This is a genomic window from Caldimonas sp. (genome assembly GCF_046291045.1).
In the GTDB taxonomy this organism is placed as follows: domain Bacteria; phylum Pseudomonadota; class Gammaproteobacteria; order Burkholderiales; family Burkholderiaceae_C; genus Caldimonas.
Genome location: NZ_JBKBSL010000011.1, coordinates 1 through 16,223, shown reverse-complemented (window position 1 = coordinate 16,223; position 16,223 = coordinate 1). Strand labels below are relative to the sequence as shown.

General features: G+C 68.1%; 19 protein-coding genes. 8 read left to right on the top strand and 11 right to left on the bottom strand.

Annotated features, from left to right (window positions below; translation table 11 throughout):
* Nucleotides 1–23: 23 nt before the first annotated feature.
* From fdh3B to ACK4ZD_RS05720, 4 genes are all read left to right on the top strand, one after another.
* Nucleotides 24–653, top strand: coding sequence for a formate dehydrogenase FDH3 subunit beta (gene fdh3B / locus ACK4ZD_RS05735; RefSeq protein WP_409659565.1), 630 nt, complete (start codon nucleotides 24–26; stop codon nucleotides 651–653).
* Nucleotides 650–883, top strand: coding sequence for a hypothetical protein (locus ACK4ZD_RS05730; protein WP_409659564.1), 234 nt, complete (start codon nucleotides 650–652; stop codon nucleotides 881–883). The genes fdh3B and ACK4ZD_RS05730 overlap by 4 nt, the downstream gene beginning before the upstream one ends.
* Before the next feature lie 31 nt (nucleotides 884–914).
* A complete protein-coding gene (locus tag ACK4ZD_RS05725) occupies nucleotides 915–2,039 on the top strand; it encodes a formate dehydrogenase subunit gamma (protein WP_409659563.1) in 1,125 nt (374 codons plus the stop codon).
* A gap of 73 nt (nucleotides 2,040–2,112) precedes the next feature.
* Nucleotides 2,113–2,988, top strand: a complete 876-nt coding sequence (locus ACK4ZD_RS05720) for a formate dehydrogenase accessory sulfurtransferase FdhD (RefSeq protein ID WP_409659562.1) — start codon at nucleotides 2,113–2,115, stop codon at nucleotides 2,986–2,988.
* 3 nt (nucleotides 2,989–2,991) lie between these two features.
* Here ACK4ZD_RS05720 and ACK4ZD_RS05715 read toward each other — a convergent pair whose 3' ends face one another.
* The 4 genes from ACK4ZD_RS05715 to ACK4ZD_RS05700 all read right to left on the bottom strand — a co-directional run bounded on the left by ACK4ZD_RS05715 (nucleotide 2,992) and on the right by ACK4ZD_RS05700 (nucleotide 6,655).
* On the bottom strand, nucleotides 2,992–3,519 hold the full coding sequence (locus tag ACK4ZD_RS05715) for a DUF962 domain-containing protein (RefSeq protein ID WP_409659561.1): 528 nt from the start codon (nucleotides 3,517–3,519) through the stop codon (nucleotides 2,992–2,994).
* A gap of 389 nt (nucleotides 3,520–3,908) precedes the next feature.
* A complete protein-coding gene (locus tag ACK4ZD_RS05710) occupies nucleotides 3,909–4,880 on the bottom strand; it encodes a Bug family tripartite tricarboxylate transporter substrate binding protein (protein WP_409659560.1) in 972 nt (323 codons plus the stop codon).
* A 33-nt stretch (nucleotides 4,881–4,913) separates the two neighbouring features.
* On the bottom strand, nucleotides 4,914–5,285 hold the full coding sequence (locus tag ACK4ZD_RS05705) for a hypothetical protein (RefSeq protein WP_409659559.1): 372 nt from the start codon (nucleotides 5,283–5,285) through the stop codon (nucleotides 4,914–4,916).
* Entirely contained in the window at nucleotides 5,282–6,655 is a 1,374-nt protein-coding gene (locus tag ACK4ZD_RS05700) for an acyclic terpene utilization AtuA family protein (protein ID WP_409659558.1), read from the bottom strand. The genes ACK4ZD_RS05705 and ACK4ZD_RS05700 overlap by 4 nt, the downstream gene beginning before the upstream one ends.
* Before the next feature lie 70 nt (nucleotides 6,656–6,725).
* Between ACK4ZD_RS05700 and ACK4ZD_RS05695 the strand changes: the two genes are divergently transcribed.
* The 4 genes from ACK4ZD_RS05695 (at nucleotide 6,726) to ACK4ZD_RS05680 (ending at nucleotide 9,209) form a co-directional block, all read left to right on the top strand.
* Nucleotides 6,726–7,658 (top strand): LysR family transcriptional regulator, encoded by a 933-nt coding sequence (locus ACK4ZD_RS05695; protein ID WP_409659557.1) that lies wholly within the window; start codon nucleotides 6,726–6,728, stop codon nucleotides 7,656–7,658.
* Nucleotides 7,655–8,224, top strand: coding sequence for a dCTP deaminase (dcd, locus tag ACK4ZD_RS05690; RefSeq protein ID WP_409659556.1), 570 nt, complete (start codon nucleotides 7,655–7,657; stop codon nucleotides 8,222–8,224). The genes ACK4ZD_RS05695 and dcd overlap by 4 nt, the downstream gene beginning before the upstream one ends.
* 111 nt (nucleotides 8,225–8,335) lie before the next feature.
* A complete protein-coding gene (locus tag ACK4ZD_RS05685; protein ID WP_409659555.1) occupies nucleotides 8,336–8,704 on the top strand; it encodes a hypothetical protein in 369 nt (122 codons plus the stop codon).
* A 139-nt stretch (nucleotides 8,705–8,843) separates the two neighbouring features.
* Nucleotides 8,844–9,209, top strand: a complete 366-nt coding sequence (locus tag ACK4ZD_RS05680) for a DUF1801 domain-containing protein (RefSeq protein ID WP_409659554.1) — start codon at nucleotides 8,844–8,846, stop codon at nucleotides 9,207–9,209.
* A 10-nt stretch (nucleotides 9,210–9,219) separates the two neighbouring features.
* On the opposite strand, the gene ACK4ZD_RS05675 is transcribed toward ACK4ZD_RS05680, so the two are convergent.
* The 7 genes from ACK4ZD_RS05675 to ACK4ZD_RS05645 all read right to left on the bottom strand — a co-directional run bounded on the left by ACK4ZD_RS05675 (nucleotide 9,220) and on the right by ACK4ZD_RS05645 (nucleotide 15,873).
* Complete coding sequence (locus tag ACK4ZD_RS05675) at nucleotides 9,220–10,380, bottom strand: L-lactate dehydrogenase (RefSeq protein ID WP_409659553.1); 1,161 nt, start codon at nucleotides 10,378–10,380, stop codon at nucleotides 9,220–9,222.
* Nucleotides 10,381–10,446: 66 nt separating this feature from the next.
* Nucleotides 10,447–11,379 carry a LysR family transcriptional regulator gene (locus tag ACK4ZD_RS05670; RefSeq protein WP_409659552.1) on the bottom strand — a complete coding sequence of 311 codons (933 nt, stop codon included), beginning with the start codon at nucleotides 11,377–11,379 and terminating at the stop codon, nucleotides 10,447–10,449.
* 35 nt (nucleotides 11,380–11,414) lie between these two features.
* On the bottom strand, nucleotides 11,415–12,062 hold the full coding sequence (locus ACK4ZD_RS05665; protein ID WP_409659551.1) for a plastocyanin: 648 nt from the start codon (nucleotides 12,060–12,062) through the stop codon (nucleotides 11,415–11,417).
* Nucleotides 12,059–12,514, bottom strand: a complete 456-nt coding sequence (locus ACK4ZD_RS05660) for a group I truncated hemoglobin (protein ID WP_409659550.1) — start codon at nucleotides 12,512–12,514, stop codon at nucleotides 12,059–12,061. The genes ACK4ZD_RS05665 and ACK4ZD_RS05660 overlap by 4 nt, the downstream gene beginning before the upstream one ends.
* A 34-nt stretch (nucleotides 12,515–12,548) precedes the next feature.
* A complete protein-coding gene (locus ACK4ZD_RS05655) occupies nucleotides 12,549–13,445 on the bottom strand; it encodes a DUF3034 family protein (protein WP_409659549.1) in 897 nt (298 codons plus the stop codon).
* Nucleotides 13,446–13,548: 103 nt separating this feature from the next.
* Nucleotides 13,549–14,787 carry a DNA polymerase IV gene (dinB, locus tag ACK4ZD_RS05650; RefSeq protein ID WP_409659548.1) on the bottom strand — a complete coding sequence of 413 codons (1,239 nt, stop codon included), beginning with the start codon at nucleotides 14,785–14,787 and terminating at the stop codon, nucleotides 13,549–13,551.
* Nucleotides 14,788–14,832: 45 nt separating this feature from the next.
* Nucleotides 14,833–15,873: an integron integrase gene (locus tag ACK4ZD_RS05645; RefSeq protein WP_265135566.1), complete on the bottom strand. Its 1,041-nt coding sequence runs from the start codon at nucleotides 15,871–15,873 to the stop codon at nucleotides 14,833–14,835.
* Between the last annotated feature and the right edge of the window lie 350 nt (nucleotides 15,874–16,223).

Genomic DNA, 16,223 nt, shown 5'->3' with positions numbered 1-16,223 from the left:
TGGCCGGCTGACAGGAGAATCACATGGCCCGTATGAAATTCATCTGCGATGCCGAGCGCTGCATCGAGTGCAACGGCTGCGTCACCGCCTGCAAGGCCGAGCATGACCTGCCCTGGGGTGTGAACCGCCGCCGTGTGGTCACGATGAACGACGGCCTGCCCGGCGAGCGCAGCATCTCGGTGGCCTGCATGCATTGCAGCGACGCGCCTTGCATGGCGGTGTGTCCGGTGGACTGCTTCTACCGCACCGAGGAAGGGGTGGTGCTGCACGACAAGGATATCTGCATCGGCTGCGGCTACTGCTCGTACGCCTGCCCCTTCGGTGCACCGCAGTTCCCCGCCAACGGCACCTTCGGTCTGCGCGGCAAGATGGACAAGTGCACCTTCTGCGCCGGCGGCCCCGAGGCCAGCGGCAGCGCGGCCGAGAACGAGAAGTACGGCCGCAACCGCCTGGCCGAAGGCAAGCTGCCGGCCTGCGCCGAGATGTGTTCGACCAAGGCCCTGCTGGGCGGCGACGGCGACGTGGTGGCCGATATTTTCCGCACCCGGGTGCTGCACCGTGGCAAGGGCAGCGAGGTCTGGGGCTGGGGCACGGCCTACGGTCGTCCCGCGCACAGCGGCCAGTCGCCCGCCAAGGAAGGGACCAAGTCATGAGCCGGCTGCACATCACCGCGCTGGGCCTGTTGCTGGCCGTGGGCCTGGGCGCCTGCGGCGAGACCGAACAGACCGCCAAGGCACCCTACAAGCGCGGCGACACCCCGGCCTGGCAGGGGGCGGCCAATCCCTATGTCGCCCCGGACTGGAAGCCCGGTGACCAGGCGGCCTGGCAGGAACAGATGCGCCGCCGTGCGGCCGGGCAGAACGAATACACGCGCATCAACTAGCGGGCCGCGTGCACGCGACAGAGGAGACGCCATGTTCCGCATCCTCCAGGGCCTGACGATTGCCGCCATGCTGGCCTTGTCGCTGGGCGTCTCGGCCCAGGGCACCGCGCCGGCGGCCCCCGGCGGCGCACCCGAGGGCTTCGTCGCTCCGGCCGACCCCAAGCCCGAAGACACCAACGCACAGCGCGCAGTCTCGCAACCCGGCAACAATGCGCCCTTCTGGCGCGCGGTGCGCGAGTCGGGGCAGCAAAGCGGCTACACCAGCCTGCCCGGTACGGAAAACGGCGTCCTGATCCAGTCCTTCGTGCAGTATCCCGGGTCGATGTACACCACCGCCGGCGAGGCTTGGCGGCAGGTGCGCAACAAGTGGATCCTGCCCTACGGCGGCTCGCTCCTGCTCATCGTGCTGCTGGCCATCGCGCTGTTCTACTTCGCCAAGGGCAGCATCGGGCTGCGCGAGGCCGAGACCGGCCGCCGGATCGAGCGCTTCACCTATTTCGAGCGCGCGGCCCACTGGACCAACGCCATCGCCTTCGTCGCGCTGGCGGTTTCGGGCATCGTGATGGCCTTTGGCAAGTTCTTCCTGCTGCCCATCCTGGGCGGCACGCTGTTCGGCTGGCTCGCCTATGCGATGAAAAACATCCACAACTTCGCCGGGCCACTGTTCGCCGTCTCCCTGCTCGTGGTCATCCTCACCTTCATCAAGGACAACCTGCCCAGCAAGGACGATCTTGCCTGGCTGGCCAAGGGCGGCGGACTGTTCAGCGGCGCCCACGTGCCCTCGCATCGCTTCAACGCCGGCGAGAAGCTCCTGTTCTGGGCCGGGGTGTTCCTGCTGGGCCTGATCGTGGTGGCCTCGGGGCTGGTGCTCGACAAGCTCGTGCCGGGGCTGCTGTACACGCGCGGCGAGATGCAGATCGCCCACATGATCCACGCCAGTGCCGCGGTGCTGATGATGGCCGCCTTCCTCGGGCACATCTACATGGGCACGCTGGGCATGAAGGGCGCCTTCCAGGCCATGAAGACCGGCTATGTCGACGAGGCCTGGGCCAAGGAGCACCACGAGCTGTGGTACGACGACATCAAGGCCGGCAAGATCCCGGCTCAGCGTTCCGGCACCCGCGAAGCCCCCGGCAAGCCGGCCGCCCAGGCCTGATGTGCGTCCGGACTGCGCCACCGTGCGGCCCGGGCCGGCGCCGCGGCGGAGCCTTCCCTGTATGCTTCCGTCCATGACCGCCCGTCCCGACCTGCGCCCTGAGCTCAGCCAGGCGGCCACCCGTTTCACGCACCGGGTCACCGTCGTCGACGAGCATGGCCAGCCGCGCGAGGTGGAGATGCCCGCCGAACGCGATCTCACGCTCTACCTCGACCGGCGCGAACTGGTCACGCTGATGACCATGGGTGCCCATCCCGAGTTGCTGGCGCTGGGGTACCTGAAGAATCAGCGTCTGGTGCCCGGCATCGAGCACATCGCCAGCGTGCAAGTGGACTGGGAGGTGAACGCCTGCGCGATCACCACCCGCGGCGGCGTGCCCGACATCGAGGCGCGCACCGCGCGGCGTATCGTCACCACGGGCTGCGGCCAGGGCACGGTGTTCGGCGGCCTGATGGACGAGCTCGACCGCATCCATCTGAGCGACACACGCATCTCCCAAGGCACGCTGTACGAACTGCTCGACGCGATGCGTCGGCACGACACCATCTACAAGAGCGCCGGCTCGGTGCATGGCTGCGCCCTGTTCGCCGGCAGCGAACTCCTGCTCTTCACCGAGGACGTGGGTCGCCACAACGCGCTCGACGCCATCGCTGGCTGGATGTGGTTGCACGGCGTGCAGGGGCAGGGCAAGACCCTCTACACGACCGGCCGTCTGACCAGCGAGATGGTCATCAAGGCCGCCCAGATGGGCGTGGCCATCGTGGTGTCGCGCTCGGGCATTACCGAGATGGGGCACCGCCTGGCCGTCCAACTGGGCATGGCGCTGTTCGCACGCTGCACGCAGCGCCACTTTCTGCTCTACAGCGGGCACGAGCGCTTCATCGCCGAGCCCGAACTGGCCCCGCCACCGCCGCAGCCCTGGACGCCCCCCCCAGGGCGAGGCGGCTGACCGTCAGGGCCGGGCGTTGGCCAGGTCGCGCACCACGGTGGGCCCGGCCTGCTGCTCGATGCGCGCGAGCATTTCGCGGTTCCAACCGGCGGCGAACATGGCCTCGGCCACGACGAACATCGGCCCCACCAGCAGGCCGATGAGATCGTCCACGAAGGCGGGCTTGCGACCCTCGTAGTAGTGACCCACGAACTGGATGATCCAGCCCACGACGAAGGCGCCGATGCCGGTGGCGAGCCAGGCGCTGGTGCTGCCGGCGGCGGCCAGGTGGCCCAGCCAGATCAGCCCCGCCACGGCGGCGCTGGTGACCAGGCCCAGCACCAGGTGGCGGCTGACATACCAAGCGGCCGTCAGCGCGAACAGCACCCAGGCTGGCGAGAATGTCCAGCCCGCCAGCTCGAAGCCGGGGCGCGCCAGCAAAGTGCCCACCGCGAACACGATCAGGGGCACGCCGACGAAATGAGTGGCGATGTTGCGGCGGTCGCGATGATAGGCGGCATATTGCGTCAAGAGGTCGAGAGCGGTGCGCATGGAGATATCCCTGGAAGCCGAACGCCTGGCGGTTGGACTCCGCCACAGGCTTCAATATCCCGAGAACGGCCATGGATGGGGCTGCTGGTTTTCCCTAGGGTTGTGAGGCCTGCGTCACGTGTTGTGCTGCAGGCCGCTTCGACGTTTACTCACAGCGATAGCTGGTTGCCAAGGTGGTGTCGCCCGAACCGCTGTAGACGGCCTGCCGGAGATAGGCTGCAAAGGGCGGCGCCCATGCCAACGGTCGTGTCATGTCTGTCTCCTGTGTCTGTGGGGCGGCGCCCTGCTTTGCAAAGGCAAAGCGCTGCCCCAGGTGCGGTCGTTCCGCCTCTGTACGGTTCGATGAAGGGGCGCCTCAGCCCGCGCAGCGGGCCGAAGCGGCCAAGGCTTTACTCGGGCTCGATCCCGGCTGCCTTGATGATCTGGCCCCACTTGCGCGTCTCGGCGGCCTGGAACTGGGCCAGACCTTCGGGCGTAGTGGTGAAGGCCTCAGAGCCGCTGGCTTCGAAGAAGGCTTTGGCGCCTGCACTGGCCGTCGCGCGGGTGAGCAGCTCGTTGAGCTTCTGGATCGCAGGGGTCGGCGTGCCGGCAGGCACGTAGGCCGCAAACCAGTAACCCATCTCGTAACCAGGCACACCGGCTTCGGCGATGGTGGGCGCCTGCGGCAGTAGCGGCGAGCGCTTGGCAGCGGTCACACCCAGGGCGCGCAGCTTACCGGCCTGGATCTGCGGCACGCCGGTCGACATATCTGCGAACATCAGGTCGATCTGTCCGCCTAGCAGGTCGGTGATGGCGTTGGGGTTGCTCTTGTAGGGCACGTGCAGGATCTGCACCTTGGCCATCTGCTGGAAAAGCTCGCCAGCGATGCGGCTGGACGAGCTGCCGCTGCCGAAGCTGAGCTTGCCGGGGTTCTTGCGGGCGTGCTCGATCACGTCGGACACGGTCTTGAACGGTGAAGCCGGATTGACGACCATCACCTGGCCGCCCTTGCCCAGCGCGGTGACGGGTGCGAAGTCCTTCACCGGGTCGTAGCTGAGCTTCTTGTACAGGTGCTCGTTGGCCGCATGCGTGGTGTTGGTGGTGATGAGCACGGTGTAACCATCGGCGGGTGCGCGCGCAGCCGCCTGCGCGGCCAGCATGCCGCTGGCGCCGGCGCGGTTTTCCACTACCACCGGCTGTTTCGTGTCGGCCGTGAACGACTGGCCCAGGGCGCGGGCAAGCTGGTCGGTGGCGCTGCCGGCGGCGAAGGGCACGATAAAGGTCACGGGCTTGTCGGGAAAGGCCCTCGCGGCGGTGCCAGCCAGGCCCAGTGCCAGCAGGGCGGCGGTGGCGATGCATCGGCGGCGGGATAGTCGGGTCATGGTGTTGTCTCCTTGTGTGGTTGGGGGGAAGCGTCAGGGCACCGGGGACGCGGGCCCGGCCAGGTGGGGCAGCAACTCGAGCGGCACGTCCACTCGCAGGTCCAGCAGCCAGAACGACAGGGCCTTGCCATGGGTGTCGAGGTTGAGCGCGTCGTTGACGCCGCCATCGAGCACGTGGTCGAGCACGAAGTTCATCGCCTGCAACTCGGGTAGCACGTAGCGTTTCACGGTGCTGGGCCGGCGGTGGGCAAAGCGTTCGGCCACCACGGCCTCGGTGAGCTGGTCAAGGAGCACGGGCCACAGGGCCGGATGCCACGCGATCACACTGATGTTGGAGCGGTCGCCCTTGTCGCCGGCGCGGCCGTGGGCCAGGCGGTAAAGCGGGATCTGCACGGTGTCCGTCATGCGGCACCCCTTTCGTCAACCATCACGAAGCGTGCCTGTACGGCCTCGCGGGGCACCAGGCACGAGGCCGTACCGAGGCGTGGGCGCAGCGAAGTGCGCACCCCCCCGCCACCGGCGGGGCCGCAGGTGTACAGAGCCGTCACCTCACGGGTCAAGGCTTCGGCCGCGTTGCGGTCGGCATGGTTGAGCGCCACGCGCAGCCGCACGTCGCGGGCTTCGCCGGGGGGCTGTGTCGCGAGCCAGCGCCCTTCATCGTCGGCGAAGAGGCTGGCCACGCCGATGAAGTCGAAGCGCAGCGGGCCCAGGCCGGCCAGGCGCTGGCGCAGCACATCAGCCGCCAGCCGTGCGCGCGCTTCGGCCCGCGGGCCGGCATACGAGATCTCGCCCTCGGCCAGCCAGCCGTTCTCGAAGCAGGCATTCACCTTCAGGTGCGTGGGTCGGGCATGGCCCCGCACGCCGGTGAGCCACACGCGGTCGGGCCCCAGGGTGTCCACGCGCGCATGGGTCAGGTCGACCACCACGTCGGGGGTGAGGTAGGCCGCTGGGTCGTGGACCTCGTAGAGCAGCTGCTCCTTCACCGTGCGCTCGTCCACGCAGCCGCCCGTACCGGCGGGTTTGGTGATGACGCAGTCCCCATTGGCGTCGATCTCGGCGATGGGGTAACCCACGTGGGCCAGGTCAGGCACGTCCTTGTAGCCGGGGTCGGCAAAGTAGCCGCCCGTGACTTGCGCCCCACACTCCAGCAGGTGCCCGGCCATGGTGGCGCGGGCGATGCGGTCCCAGTCGTCGGCGGCCCAGCCGTAGTGGGCCAGCGCTGGGCCCACGGTGAGCGAGGGGTCGGCCACGCGCCCGGCCACCACGATCTCGGCGCCGGCGCGCAAGGCGCCGGCAATGGCTTCGGCGCCCAGATAGGCGTTTGCGCTCACCAGCGGTGCGTGCGGGATGGCTTTGCCCAGAGCGCGCATCAGCATGGGGAGATGCGCTGGGTCGCTGAGATCATCACCTTCAATCACCGCGATGCGCGGCACGCGCAGCCCCAGCGCCCGTGCCAGGGCCTGGATGCGGCGGGCCGCCCCCATGGGGTGGGCCGCACCGAAGTTGCTGACGATCCGGATGCCGGCCTCCAGGCAGGATCCCAGCACCGGGCGCAGCATCAGATCCAGCAGCGGCTCGTAGCCGGCGTTCGGATCCTGACGGCGTGCGAGCTGGGCCAGGGCCAGCGTGCGCTCGGCCAAGGTCTCAAAGATCAGCACGGACGGGCCTGCGCTGTCGGCCAGCGCCTGCACCACCGGGCCGGCGGCATCGACGCGGTCGCCGGAGAAGCCAGCAGCAGATCCGACTCGCAGCAGGGGCAAAGGAGAGGAAGCCATGGCGGTGACTCTAGGCTGTGGCTTTTGATCTGTGAATTCGAAAATTGATATAGATTGAACCACTATGCAAATGAATCTGTCCCTCCGCCAGTTGCGCGCCTTCGTGGCCCTGGCCGAAGAACGCAGCTTCACTCGGGCCGCTGCACAGGTGCACCTGTCGCAACCCGCCTTCAGTGCGCTGATCCGCTCGCTGGAGGAAGAGGTTGGCACGAGGCTGTTCGACCGCACCACGCGCAGCGTGGAACTCACCGCCGAAGGCGCGGTGTTCGAATCATCGGCGCGGCGGGTGCTTCGCGAAGCCCACGAAGCCCTGGCCGACATGCGCGAACTGGCCGCCAGGCGTCGCGGGCGCGTGTCTCTGGCCGTGCTGCCCGCCCTTGCGGCGGGCTGGCTGCCCGGTGTGCTGGCACGCTTCCATGCCGACTACCCGGGCATTGAGCTCGACGTTGCCGATGTGCTGTCGGAGGACTGCATCGAACGCCTGCGCACGGGCCGCGCGGACCTCGCGCTGGCGGCCACCCGCGTGGATACTCCCGAGCTGCGCACCGAGCCCTTCTGCAGCGATGGGTTTCACCTCGTGTGCCGGCGCGACCACCCACTGGCCACCAAACCGGCGCTGCGCCTGTCCGACCTCGCTGCCCACCCCATGATCCAGCTTGCTCGCAACAGCAGCGTGCGCCAGTATGTGGAGGCCGCGGTCCACCCGCAGCAGTTGCAGACGGTGATGGAGCTTGACCAGCTCAGCACCGTGGCCGGGATGGTGCGTGCAGGACTGGGTGTTAGCGTCGTGCCCGAGCTCACACTGTTCCATTTCGAACACCCTGATCTCGTGACGCGCCCCCTGCATGCGCGCGGCCTGAAACGCCAGATTTTCCTCGTGCGCCGTCGTGACCGAGGACTCTCGGTGGCGGCGCGGGCGATGTATGAACATCTGATGGCGTCGCGGCCGGAATCCGCAATCCACCCGCCTACAATCCCCGCACCTCACCGGGAAGCGACATGAGCATCAAGAGCGATAAGTGGATCCGCCGCATGGCTGAGCAGCACGGGATGATCGAGCCGTTCGAGCCGGCTCAGGTGCGCCAGGCGGCCGACGGGCGGCGCATCGTCAGCTACGGCACCAGCAGCTACGGCTACGACATCCGCTGCGCACCCGAGTTCAAGATCTTCACCAATGTGCACAGTACCGTGGTGGACCCGAAGAACTTCGACGAGAAGAGCTTCGTCGACTTCCACGGCGACGTGTGCATCATCCCGCCCAACAGCTTCGCGCTGGCACGCACGGTGGAGTACTTTCGCATCCCGCGCAACGTGCTGACCATCTGCCTGGGCAAGAGCACCTATGCGCGCTGCGGCATCATCGTCAATGTGACCCCCTTCGAGCCCGAGTGGGAAGGCTATGTGACGCTGGAGTTCAGCAACACTACGCCGCTGCCGGCGAAGATCTACGCGGGCGAGGGCTGCGCGCAGGTACTCTTCTTCGAGAGCGACGAGGTCTGCGAGACGAGTTACAAGGACCGCGGCGGCAAGTACCAAGGCCAGACCGGCGTGACGCTGCCCAAGACTTGAAGCCTGGGGTTTGGCCGCTTTTTTTGCGCTTTGCGCCTGCCCGGGCGGCTCTACAGTGCGGGCATGTCCCATCCATCGGCATTTCGGTGCCGGCCAAGGGAGTCCCGCATCATGCTCCTGCCTTTGCCCGAGGTGGTCGAACATTACGAGGAACTGCCCACCGAGTTCCGCACGACGGCCTTCGAGGTGCTCAAGCATTTCGAGGGTTCCCCCGACGAGCTGCGCGAGGCGCTCGTGCGTCCGCTCACGCCCCAGGCCCAGAGCGGCGTCGGGCCTCACGACCTGCTGGAGCTGGCCTGCTTCAAGGCCTTGATGGCCGAGGCCGGGCACGAGGTGTCGACCGCGCGCATGCTTTTCGACCGACGCTATGCTGCGCAATGTCTGGCGCGTGGTCTGCGGTCGAGCAACCCGCAGCTGCGGGCGCGGGCCGATGCCCTGTTCGCGCGGTACGCCTTCGATGCCCCGGTCACCCCGCACTGAGGGGGCCGGCCCACCTGGCGCCTGATCGGGTGCGGCGCTACCATGGATCGACCATGGGCCGACAAGAACAGGCAGGCAGGGGGAACGATGCTCAGGGGGAACCCGGGATGCTCAGGCCTTGCGCGCGAGGAGCAGTGCGATGAGAGGGACGGTGCGCCCCAACGCCCTCGTGGCGGCCTATTTCGACACCCTCAGTCCCGAGCAGCGGGAGACGGCCCAGGCCTTGCAGCGCGCCGTGCTCGAGGCGGCTCCTGAGTTGTCCCAGTCGGTCAAGTGGGGCAACCTGGTCTTCATGGTTGAGCGGCACAACCTGCTGGCCATCGTGGCGCACAAGGGTCACGTCAATCTTCAGTTTTTCAATGGGGCGGCGTTGGCGGCACAGTTCCCGCAGCTCGAAGGCACGAGCAAGGGCCTTCGACATCTGAAGTGCCGCCATCGCCAGCCCGTGGACACGGCCCTGGTGCGAGCGCTGGTGCAAGCTGCAATGCAGGCCGTCAAGGGCTGATGGCCAGACCTCAGCGTGCCACCGGATACGTGCCGGGCCACAGGATGCTGCGATCCACGGTGCGGATGTCGGTGCGTCCGCAAAACGCCATGGTCAGGTCCAACTCCTTGGCGATGATTTCCAGGCAGCGGGTCACCCCGGCCTCGCCCATCGCGCCCAGGCCGTAGAGGAAAGCCCGGCCGATCAGCGTGCCCCGTGCGCCCAGTGCGATGGCCTTGAGCACGTCTTGGCCGCTGCGGATGCCGCCGTCGAGCCACACCTCGATGCGATCGCCCACGGCCTGCACGATGGGCGGCAGCGCCTCGATGGACGAAGGCGCTCCGTCGAGCTGGCGTCCGCCATGGTTTGACACGATCAGCGCATCGGCCCCGCTATCGGCGGCCAGGCGTGCATCCTCCTCGTCGAGGATGCCCTTGAGGATGAGCTTGCCGCCCCAGCGCTTCTTGATCCACTCCACGTCGCCCCAGTTGAGCTTGGGGTCGAACTGCTCGGCCGTCCACGACGACAGCGAGGACAGGTCGCCCACACCCTTGGCATGGCCCACGATGTTGCCGAAGGTGCGGCGTTTCGTGCCCAGCATGCCGAAGCACCAGCGCGGCTTGGTGGCCAGGTTGATCAGGTTGCGCAGTGTGGGCTTGGGCGGGGCCGACAGGCCATTCTTCAGATCCTTGTGGCGCTGGCCCAGGATCTGCAGGTCCAGCGTGAGCATCAGTGCCGAGCAGTTCGCTGCCTTGGCGCGGTCGATGAGGCGCTCGATGAAGTCACGGTCCTTCATCACATAAAGCTGGAACCAGAACGGGTGGCGCCCGGTGGCCTGCGCCACGTCTTCGATCGAGCAGATGCTCATCGTCGACAGTGTGAAAGGCACCCCGAAGGCCTTGGCCGCGCGGGCGGCCAGGATCTCGCCGTCGGCATGCTGCATCCCGGTCAACCCCGTGGGCGCCAGGGCCACTGGCATTGCCACGTCCTGGCCGATCATCTGCGTGCGCAGGCTGCGGCCTTCCATGTTCACCGCCACGCGCTGGCGCAGCTTGATCTTCTGGAAGTCGGTCTCGTTGGCGCGGTAGGTGCTCTCCGTCCACGAGCCGGAATCGGCATAGTCGTAGAACATGCGCGGCACGCGCTTTTGGGCCAGGACGCGCAGGTCTTCGATGTGGGTGATGGTGGGCATGCAGTCTCCTTTCGGGGGGCGGACCGATGCTAAGCCCGGCCGGCGGCCCCTGTCGCGGAAATTCCTTCAGGGCTTGCCCGAAGGAAGTTCGGCTGGCCTCAGCAGCGCCGCCGCTTCTTGCGCGACCTGCGCGCACACCGAGCGCAGCCAATCCGCAAACTCGGCCGGGGCCCCGCTGCGCGCGTGCGGCATCAGGTAGTAGTGGTGAGCCGGCCGTGCCGTGAGCGCGAACGGCGGCACCAGCGCTCCGCAGGCCAGCCAGTGGCGCGCCAGGCTCGGTCGGCCCAGGGCGATGCCCTGGCCGCTCACGGCTGCTTCCAGCAGCAGACCCAGGTCCACGAGCTTGGGGCCCTGAGTAGGTTCGGGGGCCTCCACAGCGGCCGCGGCAAACCACGGCGCCCAAGGCTCCAGCGGGGTGCGCAACAGCGGCGCGCCCAGCAGGTCGGCCGGGGTGCGCAGCGGCGGCAGGCGTTGCAGCAGGGCCGGGGCCGCCATCGGCGTCACCACGTCGTCCATCAGCAGCGTGCCCCCGGCGGCGGCGGCATCGCCGTTGCGCACCTGCACGTCGGCGTCCATCGTGCCCGGGTCGAGGTAGGGAATGGACAGCACCACTTCCAGCTCCACCTCGGGGTGGGCCGCGGTGTAGTCCTGCAGGTGCGGCACGAGGATCTGTCGCGCAAACGTGGGCGGCGCGCACACCCGCAGCCGCGTCTGAGCCCGCCTGGCGCGTTGGTGCAGCGGCACGGCCGCCAACAAGCCCAACGCAGCTCGCACCTGTTCCAGGTACTCCTTGCCCGTCGTCGTCAGAGTCAAGGGCTTGGTCGTACGCTGCAACAAATGGGCGTCGAGCAATTCCTCCAGCGTGGCCACGCGCTTGCTCACCGCACTGGCGGTGATGTGAAGCTCGTCGGCTGCGCGTTCGAAGCTGCCCAGGCGTGCGACCGCCTCGAAGGCGCGCAGCCCTTCGATCGAGGGAAAGCGGGGGGGCAACGGTGGCATGGCGGGATGCTACCGCGGCCGCCCCTTGCGCCGCTTCAGCGCGGACGACGTTTGCGCGGGGCAAAGTTGAGTTGGGCGGCCTGCGTGTGGGTGGCGGCATCGGCCGGCAGCTCGCCCGGCACCTCGGCCTGGTCGAGGAACTGCTCGGGGTGCCACAGCTTCACGCGATAGGGCCCCGGGGGCACGGCGGCGATCACGGCCAGGCCGTTCTCGTCCGTCACACCGAACCAGGGCGATTCGCTCACATACAGCCCGCCGCGCATCGTCGAGTGCAAGTGGCATGACAAGCGAACCGGCCCGGGCTGGGTGAGCGTGACCTCCGGTGCCGGCTCGCCCGGTGCGGGTCGTGCGTTGGTGCGCAGCTCGAAGCTGTGGGCCGGGCCCACCCCGCGCACGTGGTGGTCGAAGCTGTCGCGGTTGGTGAAGCGCACCGTGGTGCCCGGATGCACCATGGTGACCATCGGCAAGAACTGCATCCGCTCCTGCGTCACCACCGTCGTGGCGGCCGCGGGCGGGGGCAAGGGGGCGGGGCGGGCAGGCAGCACCACCACCGCCACGTTCGCCGCGGGTTCACCTTGGCGGTCAGTCACTGTCACACGCAGCGTGGCGGCGCAGGCCACGCCGCCCAGGCCCAGAGCCAGCGCCAGCGCGGCGCGCAGGGGAAGCAGGGCGGATCGGCTCATCGCACGTTCACCACATCGCGATGCATCGGCGCCAAGCGGGCCAGCAACCGGTTTTGCACCCGAAAGGCAATGCCCTGGGCATCCATCGAACGCTGCAGCACCTCCACCAGTGCATTGAAGTCCGCGCGTGTCACGTCGATGCCGCTGTGGGCCGTCTTCATGTCGGCGCCGCCATAGGTGCAGGGGCCGCCCGAGACCTCGCAAAGTTGCTCGGCCAGGCGCTGCTTGAAAGGCGTGGGGTTCACGTTCACGAAGAAGGGCGCCATGCGGGCGTCGGCCTTCAGGTCGTCCCAGAAACGGTCCACGAGCCGCGTGAGGCCGGCCTGGCCGCCCAGATCGTGGTACAGGCTCGCATCGGCCGACGCCGCGGCCACGGGCGCAGCTTGGGCCAAGGCCTGAGGTGTCAGAACCAGGGCGGCCACTGCAGCCGCACAAGAGAGCATGAATTTCATGGATAGTCCTTTGGAATGAAGTGCGTCCGTTGGATCAATAGGCCAGTTGCAGCGAGGCATACGCTCCGCGCTGGTTCTTCTGGCCCACCACGTTGCCCAATTCCACGTAGGCCAAGGTGAGCGAGGCGTGCTTGGTCGGCGCCCAGGCCACGAACACATCGCGCCAAGCCTCTTCACGGAAAGCGCGGCCGGCAAAAGCCAGGTTGTCGGGTTTGGCGCGGTACTCGGCGCCCACGGCCAGGTCGCGGCGCAGCAGCCAGGCCACCGACACTTCCGGACGGACCTTGTAGTTGGGGTGTTCAACGCTGCCGAAGCCCAGCAGACCATTCTGGTTGGCCCGCGTGGCGCGCAAGGTGCCGTTCACGAGCACCCCCTGCGCCAGGAAGAGCTTGGTCGCGCTCACATAGGCGTCCACCCCGTGGCGTTTGGCCCCTACCGCGTCGAGTACGCCACCCACGGCGGCGCCCGGCTCCAGATGCTTGTACTCCAGGCCCACGGCGACCTGGGGCCTCCAGGTGTCGGCATCCAAAATAGCTTCGCCCGCCACCCGCAGCTTCACACCCACGATGTCGAGCTTGAGCGTCGTGTCCGGCACCACCACGCCGGCGTCGAAGTTCTGGCGGGCCAGCGACAGCTCCAGCCGGTCGTCCCAGCCGAAGGCAGCGCCGTAGGTGGTGAGCCCATACTTCTGGGTTTTCAGTCGCGACACATGGGCTGTGGCACCCCACTGACCCTCCGTGCCCGGGCCGGCGATCACGGCCCAGGGCGTGAGGCCGCCACCGGCGACACCGTCGATGCTGCTCACGCCGCCCGTCAGCAGCAGCTTGCCTTGCCGACCGGGGCCAGCAGGAGAATCCATCGGGGTTTGAGCCATGGCCAGGGTCGGCGCCAACAGCGCCGCCGCAGCCCACAATCGAGAAACTCGGTGCATCGGGGGTCTCCACATTAGAGGCGCCGCACCCTTGCGGCGCCTGTGCCCGTGTCTTACGCGCCCCGCCGCAAATTGGATGCACCCGCGCAAGCCCCCCGGCGGATCAGTCACCGCCCGGCTCGCCAAACAGCGGCAATGTGTAGGCCGGTGCAGGCTCCTGCGCGCGAGGGGGCAGGGGCTGCGTGCCCCGTGTTGGCGCCTTTGGCAGGGCCTCGCCCGCCTTGCATAGCGAACCCACCCGCACCCCCAGCAGCCGAAGCCGCCGCGTCAGATCCACTCGCTTCAGGCACTGCCCGGCCGCCTGGCGGATGGCCTGGGCGTCCGCGGTGGGGTGGGCCAGCGTGTGGTCGCGCGTCACGGTCTTGAAGTCGTCGAAGCGCAGCTTGACCCCGATCGTCTTGCCCACATAGCCCTTGCGGGCCAGATCGGCTGCCACCTGCTCGCACAGCCGTGTGAAGATGCTGCCCAGCAACTCGCGGTCGTGCCGCGCATGCAAGTCACGCTCGAAGGTGGTCTCGCGGCTCATGCTCACCGGCTCGCTGTGCGTCACCACCGGGCGATCGTCGCGCCCGTGAGCGGCCTCGTGCAGCCAGGTGCCGTAGCGCGGCCCGAAGTGCTGCACCAGCCAGGCCGGGTCCGCTGCGGCCAACTCGCCGATGGTGTGGATGCCCAGGCCCCGCAGCTTCTCGTTCGCCTTCGGCCCGATGCCATTGATGCGCTTGGCCGGCAGCGGCCAGATGCGCGTGGCCAACTCGCCGGGGCGCAGCAGCGTCAGCCCGTCGGGCTTGTCCAGATCGGAACACAACTTCGACAGCAGCTTGTTCGGCGTCACGCCAATGGAGCAACTCAGCCCCGTGGCGCGCTTCACGTTGTTTTTGATGGCCAGCGCCACCGCCCGCACGCCCCCCATCGGGTCGTGGCCCACGGCCTCCTGCGCGCCGGGCACGTCGGTCAGGTCGATGTAGATCTCGTCGATGCCCCGGTCCTCGATCACCGGCGCCACCTCGGCCACCGCGGCCTTGAACAGGCGCGAGTAATGGCGGTAGGCGTCGAAGTCGGTGGGCAGCAGCACGGCCTGCGGCGCCAGCGCTGCGGCCTTCATCAACCCCATGCCCGAGTGCACGCCCAGCGCCCGCGCCTCGTAGGTCGCCGTGGTGACCACCCCGCGCCCGGCGTAGTCGCGCAACACCGCGAACCGCCGCGTGCCGTCGGCCAGCACCTCGGGCGGGTGCCGCCGCCCCCCGCCAATCACCACCGGCCGCCCGCGCAGCTCGGGGTAGCGCAACAGCTCCACCGACGCATAGAAAGCGTCCATGTCGAGGTGGGCGATGTAGCGGGGCATGGGGACGGCGGATACGGCGGGCCAAGCGTAGCCGAGGCAGGTGGCTCAGTGTGTCAGCAGGGTGTCCAGGCGGTCGAGGGGGCTGTGCACACCGCCCCCGCCCACCTTCAGCACATGGGTGTAGATCATGGTGGTGCTCACGTCCGAATGGCCCAGCAGTTCCTGCACGGTGCGGATGTCGTAGCCGGCCTGCAGCAGGTGTGTGGCGAAACTGTGGCGCAGGGTGTGGGGTGTGGCCGCCTTGTGGATACCTGCTGCCTGCAATGCGCGTTTGAAGGCGCGCTGGAAAGTCTGGTCGTACAGGTGGTGGCGCCGCACCACGCCGCTGCGCGGGTCCACCGCGTGCTGTGCCTGCGGAAACACCCAGAACCAGGGCCACGAGGCGCCGGCCCGGGGGTACTTCCGGGCGAGCGCATCAGGCATTTCCACCCCGCCGCGGCCGGCCTGCCGGTCGGCCACCCACAGGGCATGGGCCCGGGCCAATTGCTCGCGCAACGGTTGCTCCAGCGTGCGCGGCAGCATCAGCACGCGGTCCTTGCCGCCCTTGCCGTCGCGCACCACGATGGCCCGGTGGGCAAAGTCGAGGTCTTTCACCCGCAGGCGCAAGCCCTCGGTCAACCGCATGCCGGTGCCATAGAGCACCTGGGCCAGCAAACGGTGCTCGCCCTCCATCAACGCCAGCACGGCGGCCACCTCCTGCGCCGACAACACCACCGGCAGCCGCCGCCGCGGCTGCGGCCGGGCGATGGTGTCCATCCAGGGCAGTTGCACGCCCAGCACCTTCCCGTACAAGAACAGCAGCGCCGACAACGCCTGCCGGTGGGTGCTGACCGACACCCCCCGCTCGCTCGCCAGCCAGGTGAGAAAGGCTTCAACCTCCGGCCCACCCATCTCGGCCGGGTGGCGCAGCCGGTGAAACCGGATGAAGGCGCGGCACCAGTACACATAGGCCTCTTCGGTGCGCAGGCTGTAATGCAGGGCGCGGATGCGCTCCCGCAGTTGATCGAGCAGCCGCGTCGATTTCAACGGCGGCAGTGCCTCACCGCGCCGTGGCGGCCTGCCCGCCGCCGGATGGGTTTCATGCATCTTGTTCTCTCCCTTGGGGCCCCCTTTCGGGGGGGATTGCCCACGCCCGCGCGCACAGGCAAAGTGCGTGGTACGAACGTTGCGCCAATTTGCATGAAATTTAGTACTGTACAAACATCCAGTCAATGCCTGGAAACGCAGGCTGGGCGCGGCTTTACGCCCGATCGAGCCGCCGGTGTTAGGGAGACAGCCGTCGGTGTTATGCAGCAGTTTTGCTCCCTATAACACGTTAGGGAACCTCTGCACTACCCCGCCCACTCGTTCGTGGCGACGAGTTCAGGGTCAATATCGTTTCGTAGGATGGGATCGAAACAGATGCTGAACGGTTCTTGGGCTCCAGCAAGCCCCTT

What these genes read in the sequence shown, in the direction of transcription:
- fdh3B (WP_409659565.1), top strand. Translation starts at nt 24, where the DNA reads ATGGCCCGTATGAAATTCATCTGCGATGCCGAGCGCTGCATCGAGTGC.
- ACK4ZD_RS05730 (WP_409659564.1), top strand. Translation starts at nt 650, where the DNA reads ATGAGCCGGCTGCACATCACCGCGCTGGGCCTGTTGCTGGCCGTGGGC.
- ACK4ZD_RS05725 (WP_409659563.1), top strand. Translation starts at nt 915, where the DNA reads ATGTTCCGCATCCTCCAGGGCCTGACGATTGCCGCCATGCTGGCCTTG.
- ACK4ZD_RS05720 (WP_409659562.1), top strand. Translation starts at nt 2,113, where the DNA reads ATGACCGCCCGTCCCGACCTGCGCCCTGAGCTCAGCCAGGCGGCCACC.
- ACK4ZD_RS05715 (WP_409659561.1), bottom strand. Translation starts at nt 3,519, where the DNA reads ATGCGCACCGCTCTCGACCTCTTGACGCAATATGCCGCCTATCATCGC.
- ACK4ZD_RS05710 (WP_409659560.1), bottom strand. Translation starts at nt 4,880, where the DNA reads ATGACCCGACTATCCCGCCGCCGATGCATCGCCACCGCCGCCCTGCTG.
- ACK4ZD_RS05705 (WP_409659559.1), bottom strand. Translation starts at nt 5,285, where the DNA reads ATGACGGACACCGTGCAGATCCCGCTTTACCGCCTGGCCCACGGCCGC.
- ACK4ZD_RS05700 (WP_409659558.1), bottom strand. Translation starts at nt 6,655, where the DNA reads ATGGCTTCCTCTCCTTTGCCCCTGCTGCGAGTCGGATCTGCTGCTGGC.
- ACK4ZD_RS05695 (WP_409659557.1), top strand. Translation starts at nt 6,726, where the DNA reads ATGAATCTGTCCCTCCGCCAGTTGCGCGCCTTCGTGGCCCTGGCCGAA.
- dcd (WP_409659556.1), top strand. Translation starts at nt 7,655, where the DNA reads ATGAGCATCAAGAGCGATAAGTGGATCCGCCGCATGGCTGAGCAGCAC.
- ACK4ZD_RS05685 (WP_409659555.1), top strand. Translation starts at nt 8,336, where the DNA reads ATGCTCCTGCCTTTGCCCGAGGTGGTCGAACATTACGAGGAACTGCCC.
- ACK4ZD_RS05680 (WP_409659554.1), top strand. Translation starts at nt 8,844, where the DNA reads ATGAGAGGGACGGTGCGCCCCAACGCCCTCGTGGCGGCCTATTTCGAC.
- ACK4ZD_RS05675 (WP_409659553.1), bottom strand. Translation starts at nt 10,380, where the DNA reads ATGCCCACCATCACCCACATCGAAGACCTGCGCGTCCTGGCCCAAAAG.
- ACK4ZD_RS05670 (WP_409659552.1), bottom strand. Translation starts at nt 11,379, where the DNA reads ATGCCACCGTTGCCCCCCCGCTTTCCCTCGATCGAAGGGCTGCGCGCC.
- ACK4ZD_RS05665 (WP_409659551.1), bottom strand. Translation starts at nt 12,062, where the DNA reads ATGAGCCGATCCGCCCTGCTTCCCCTGCGCGCCGCGCTGGCGCTGGCT.
- ACK4ZD_RS05660 (WP_409659550.1), bottom strand. Translation starts at nt 12,514, where the DNA reads ATGAAATTCATGCTCTCTTGTGCGGCTGCAGTGGCCGCCCTGGTTCTG.
- ACK4ZD_RS05655 (WP_409659549.1), bottom strand. Translation starts at nt 13,445, where the DNA reads ATGCACCGAGTTTCTCGATTGTGGGCTGCGGCGGCGCTGTTGGCGCCG.
- dinB (WP_409659548.1), bottom strand. Translation starts at nt 14,787, where the DNA reads ATGCCCCGCTACATCGCCCACCTCGACATGGACGCTTTCTATGCGTCG.
- ACK4ZD_RS05645 (WP_265135566.1), bottom strand. Translation starts at nt 15,873, where the DNA reads ATGCATGAAACCCATCCGGCGGCGGGCAGGCCGCCACGGCGCGGTGAG.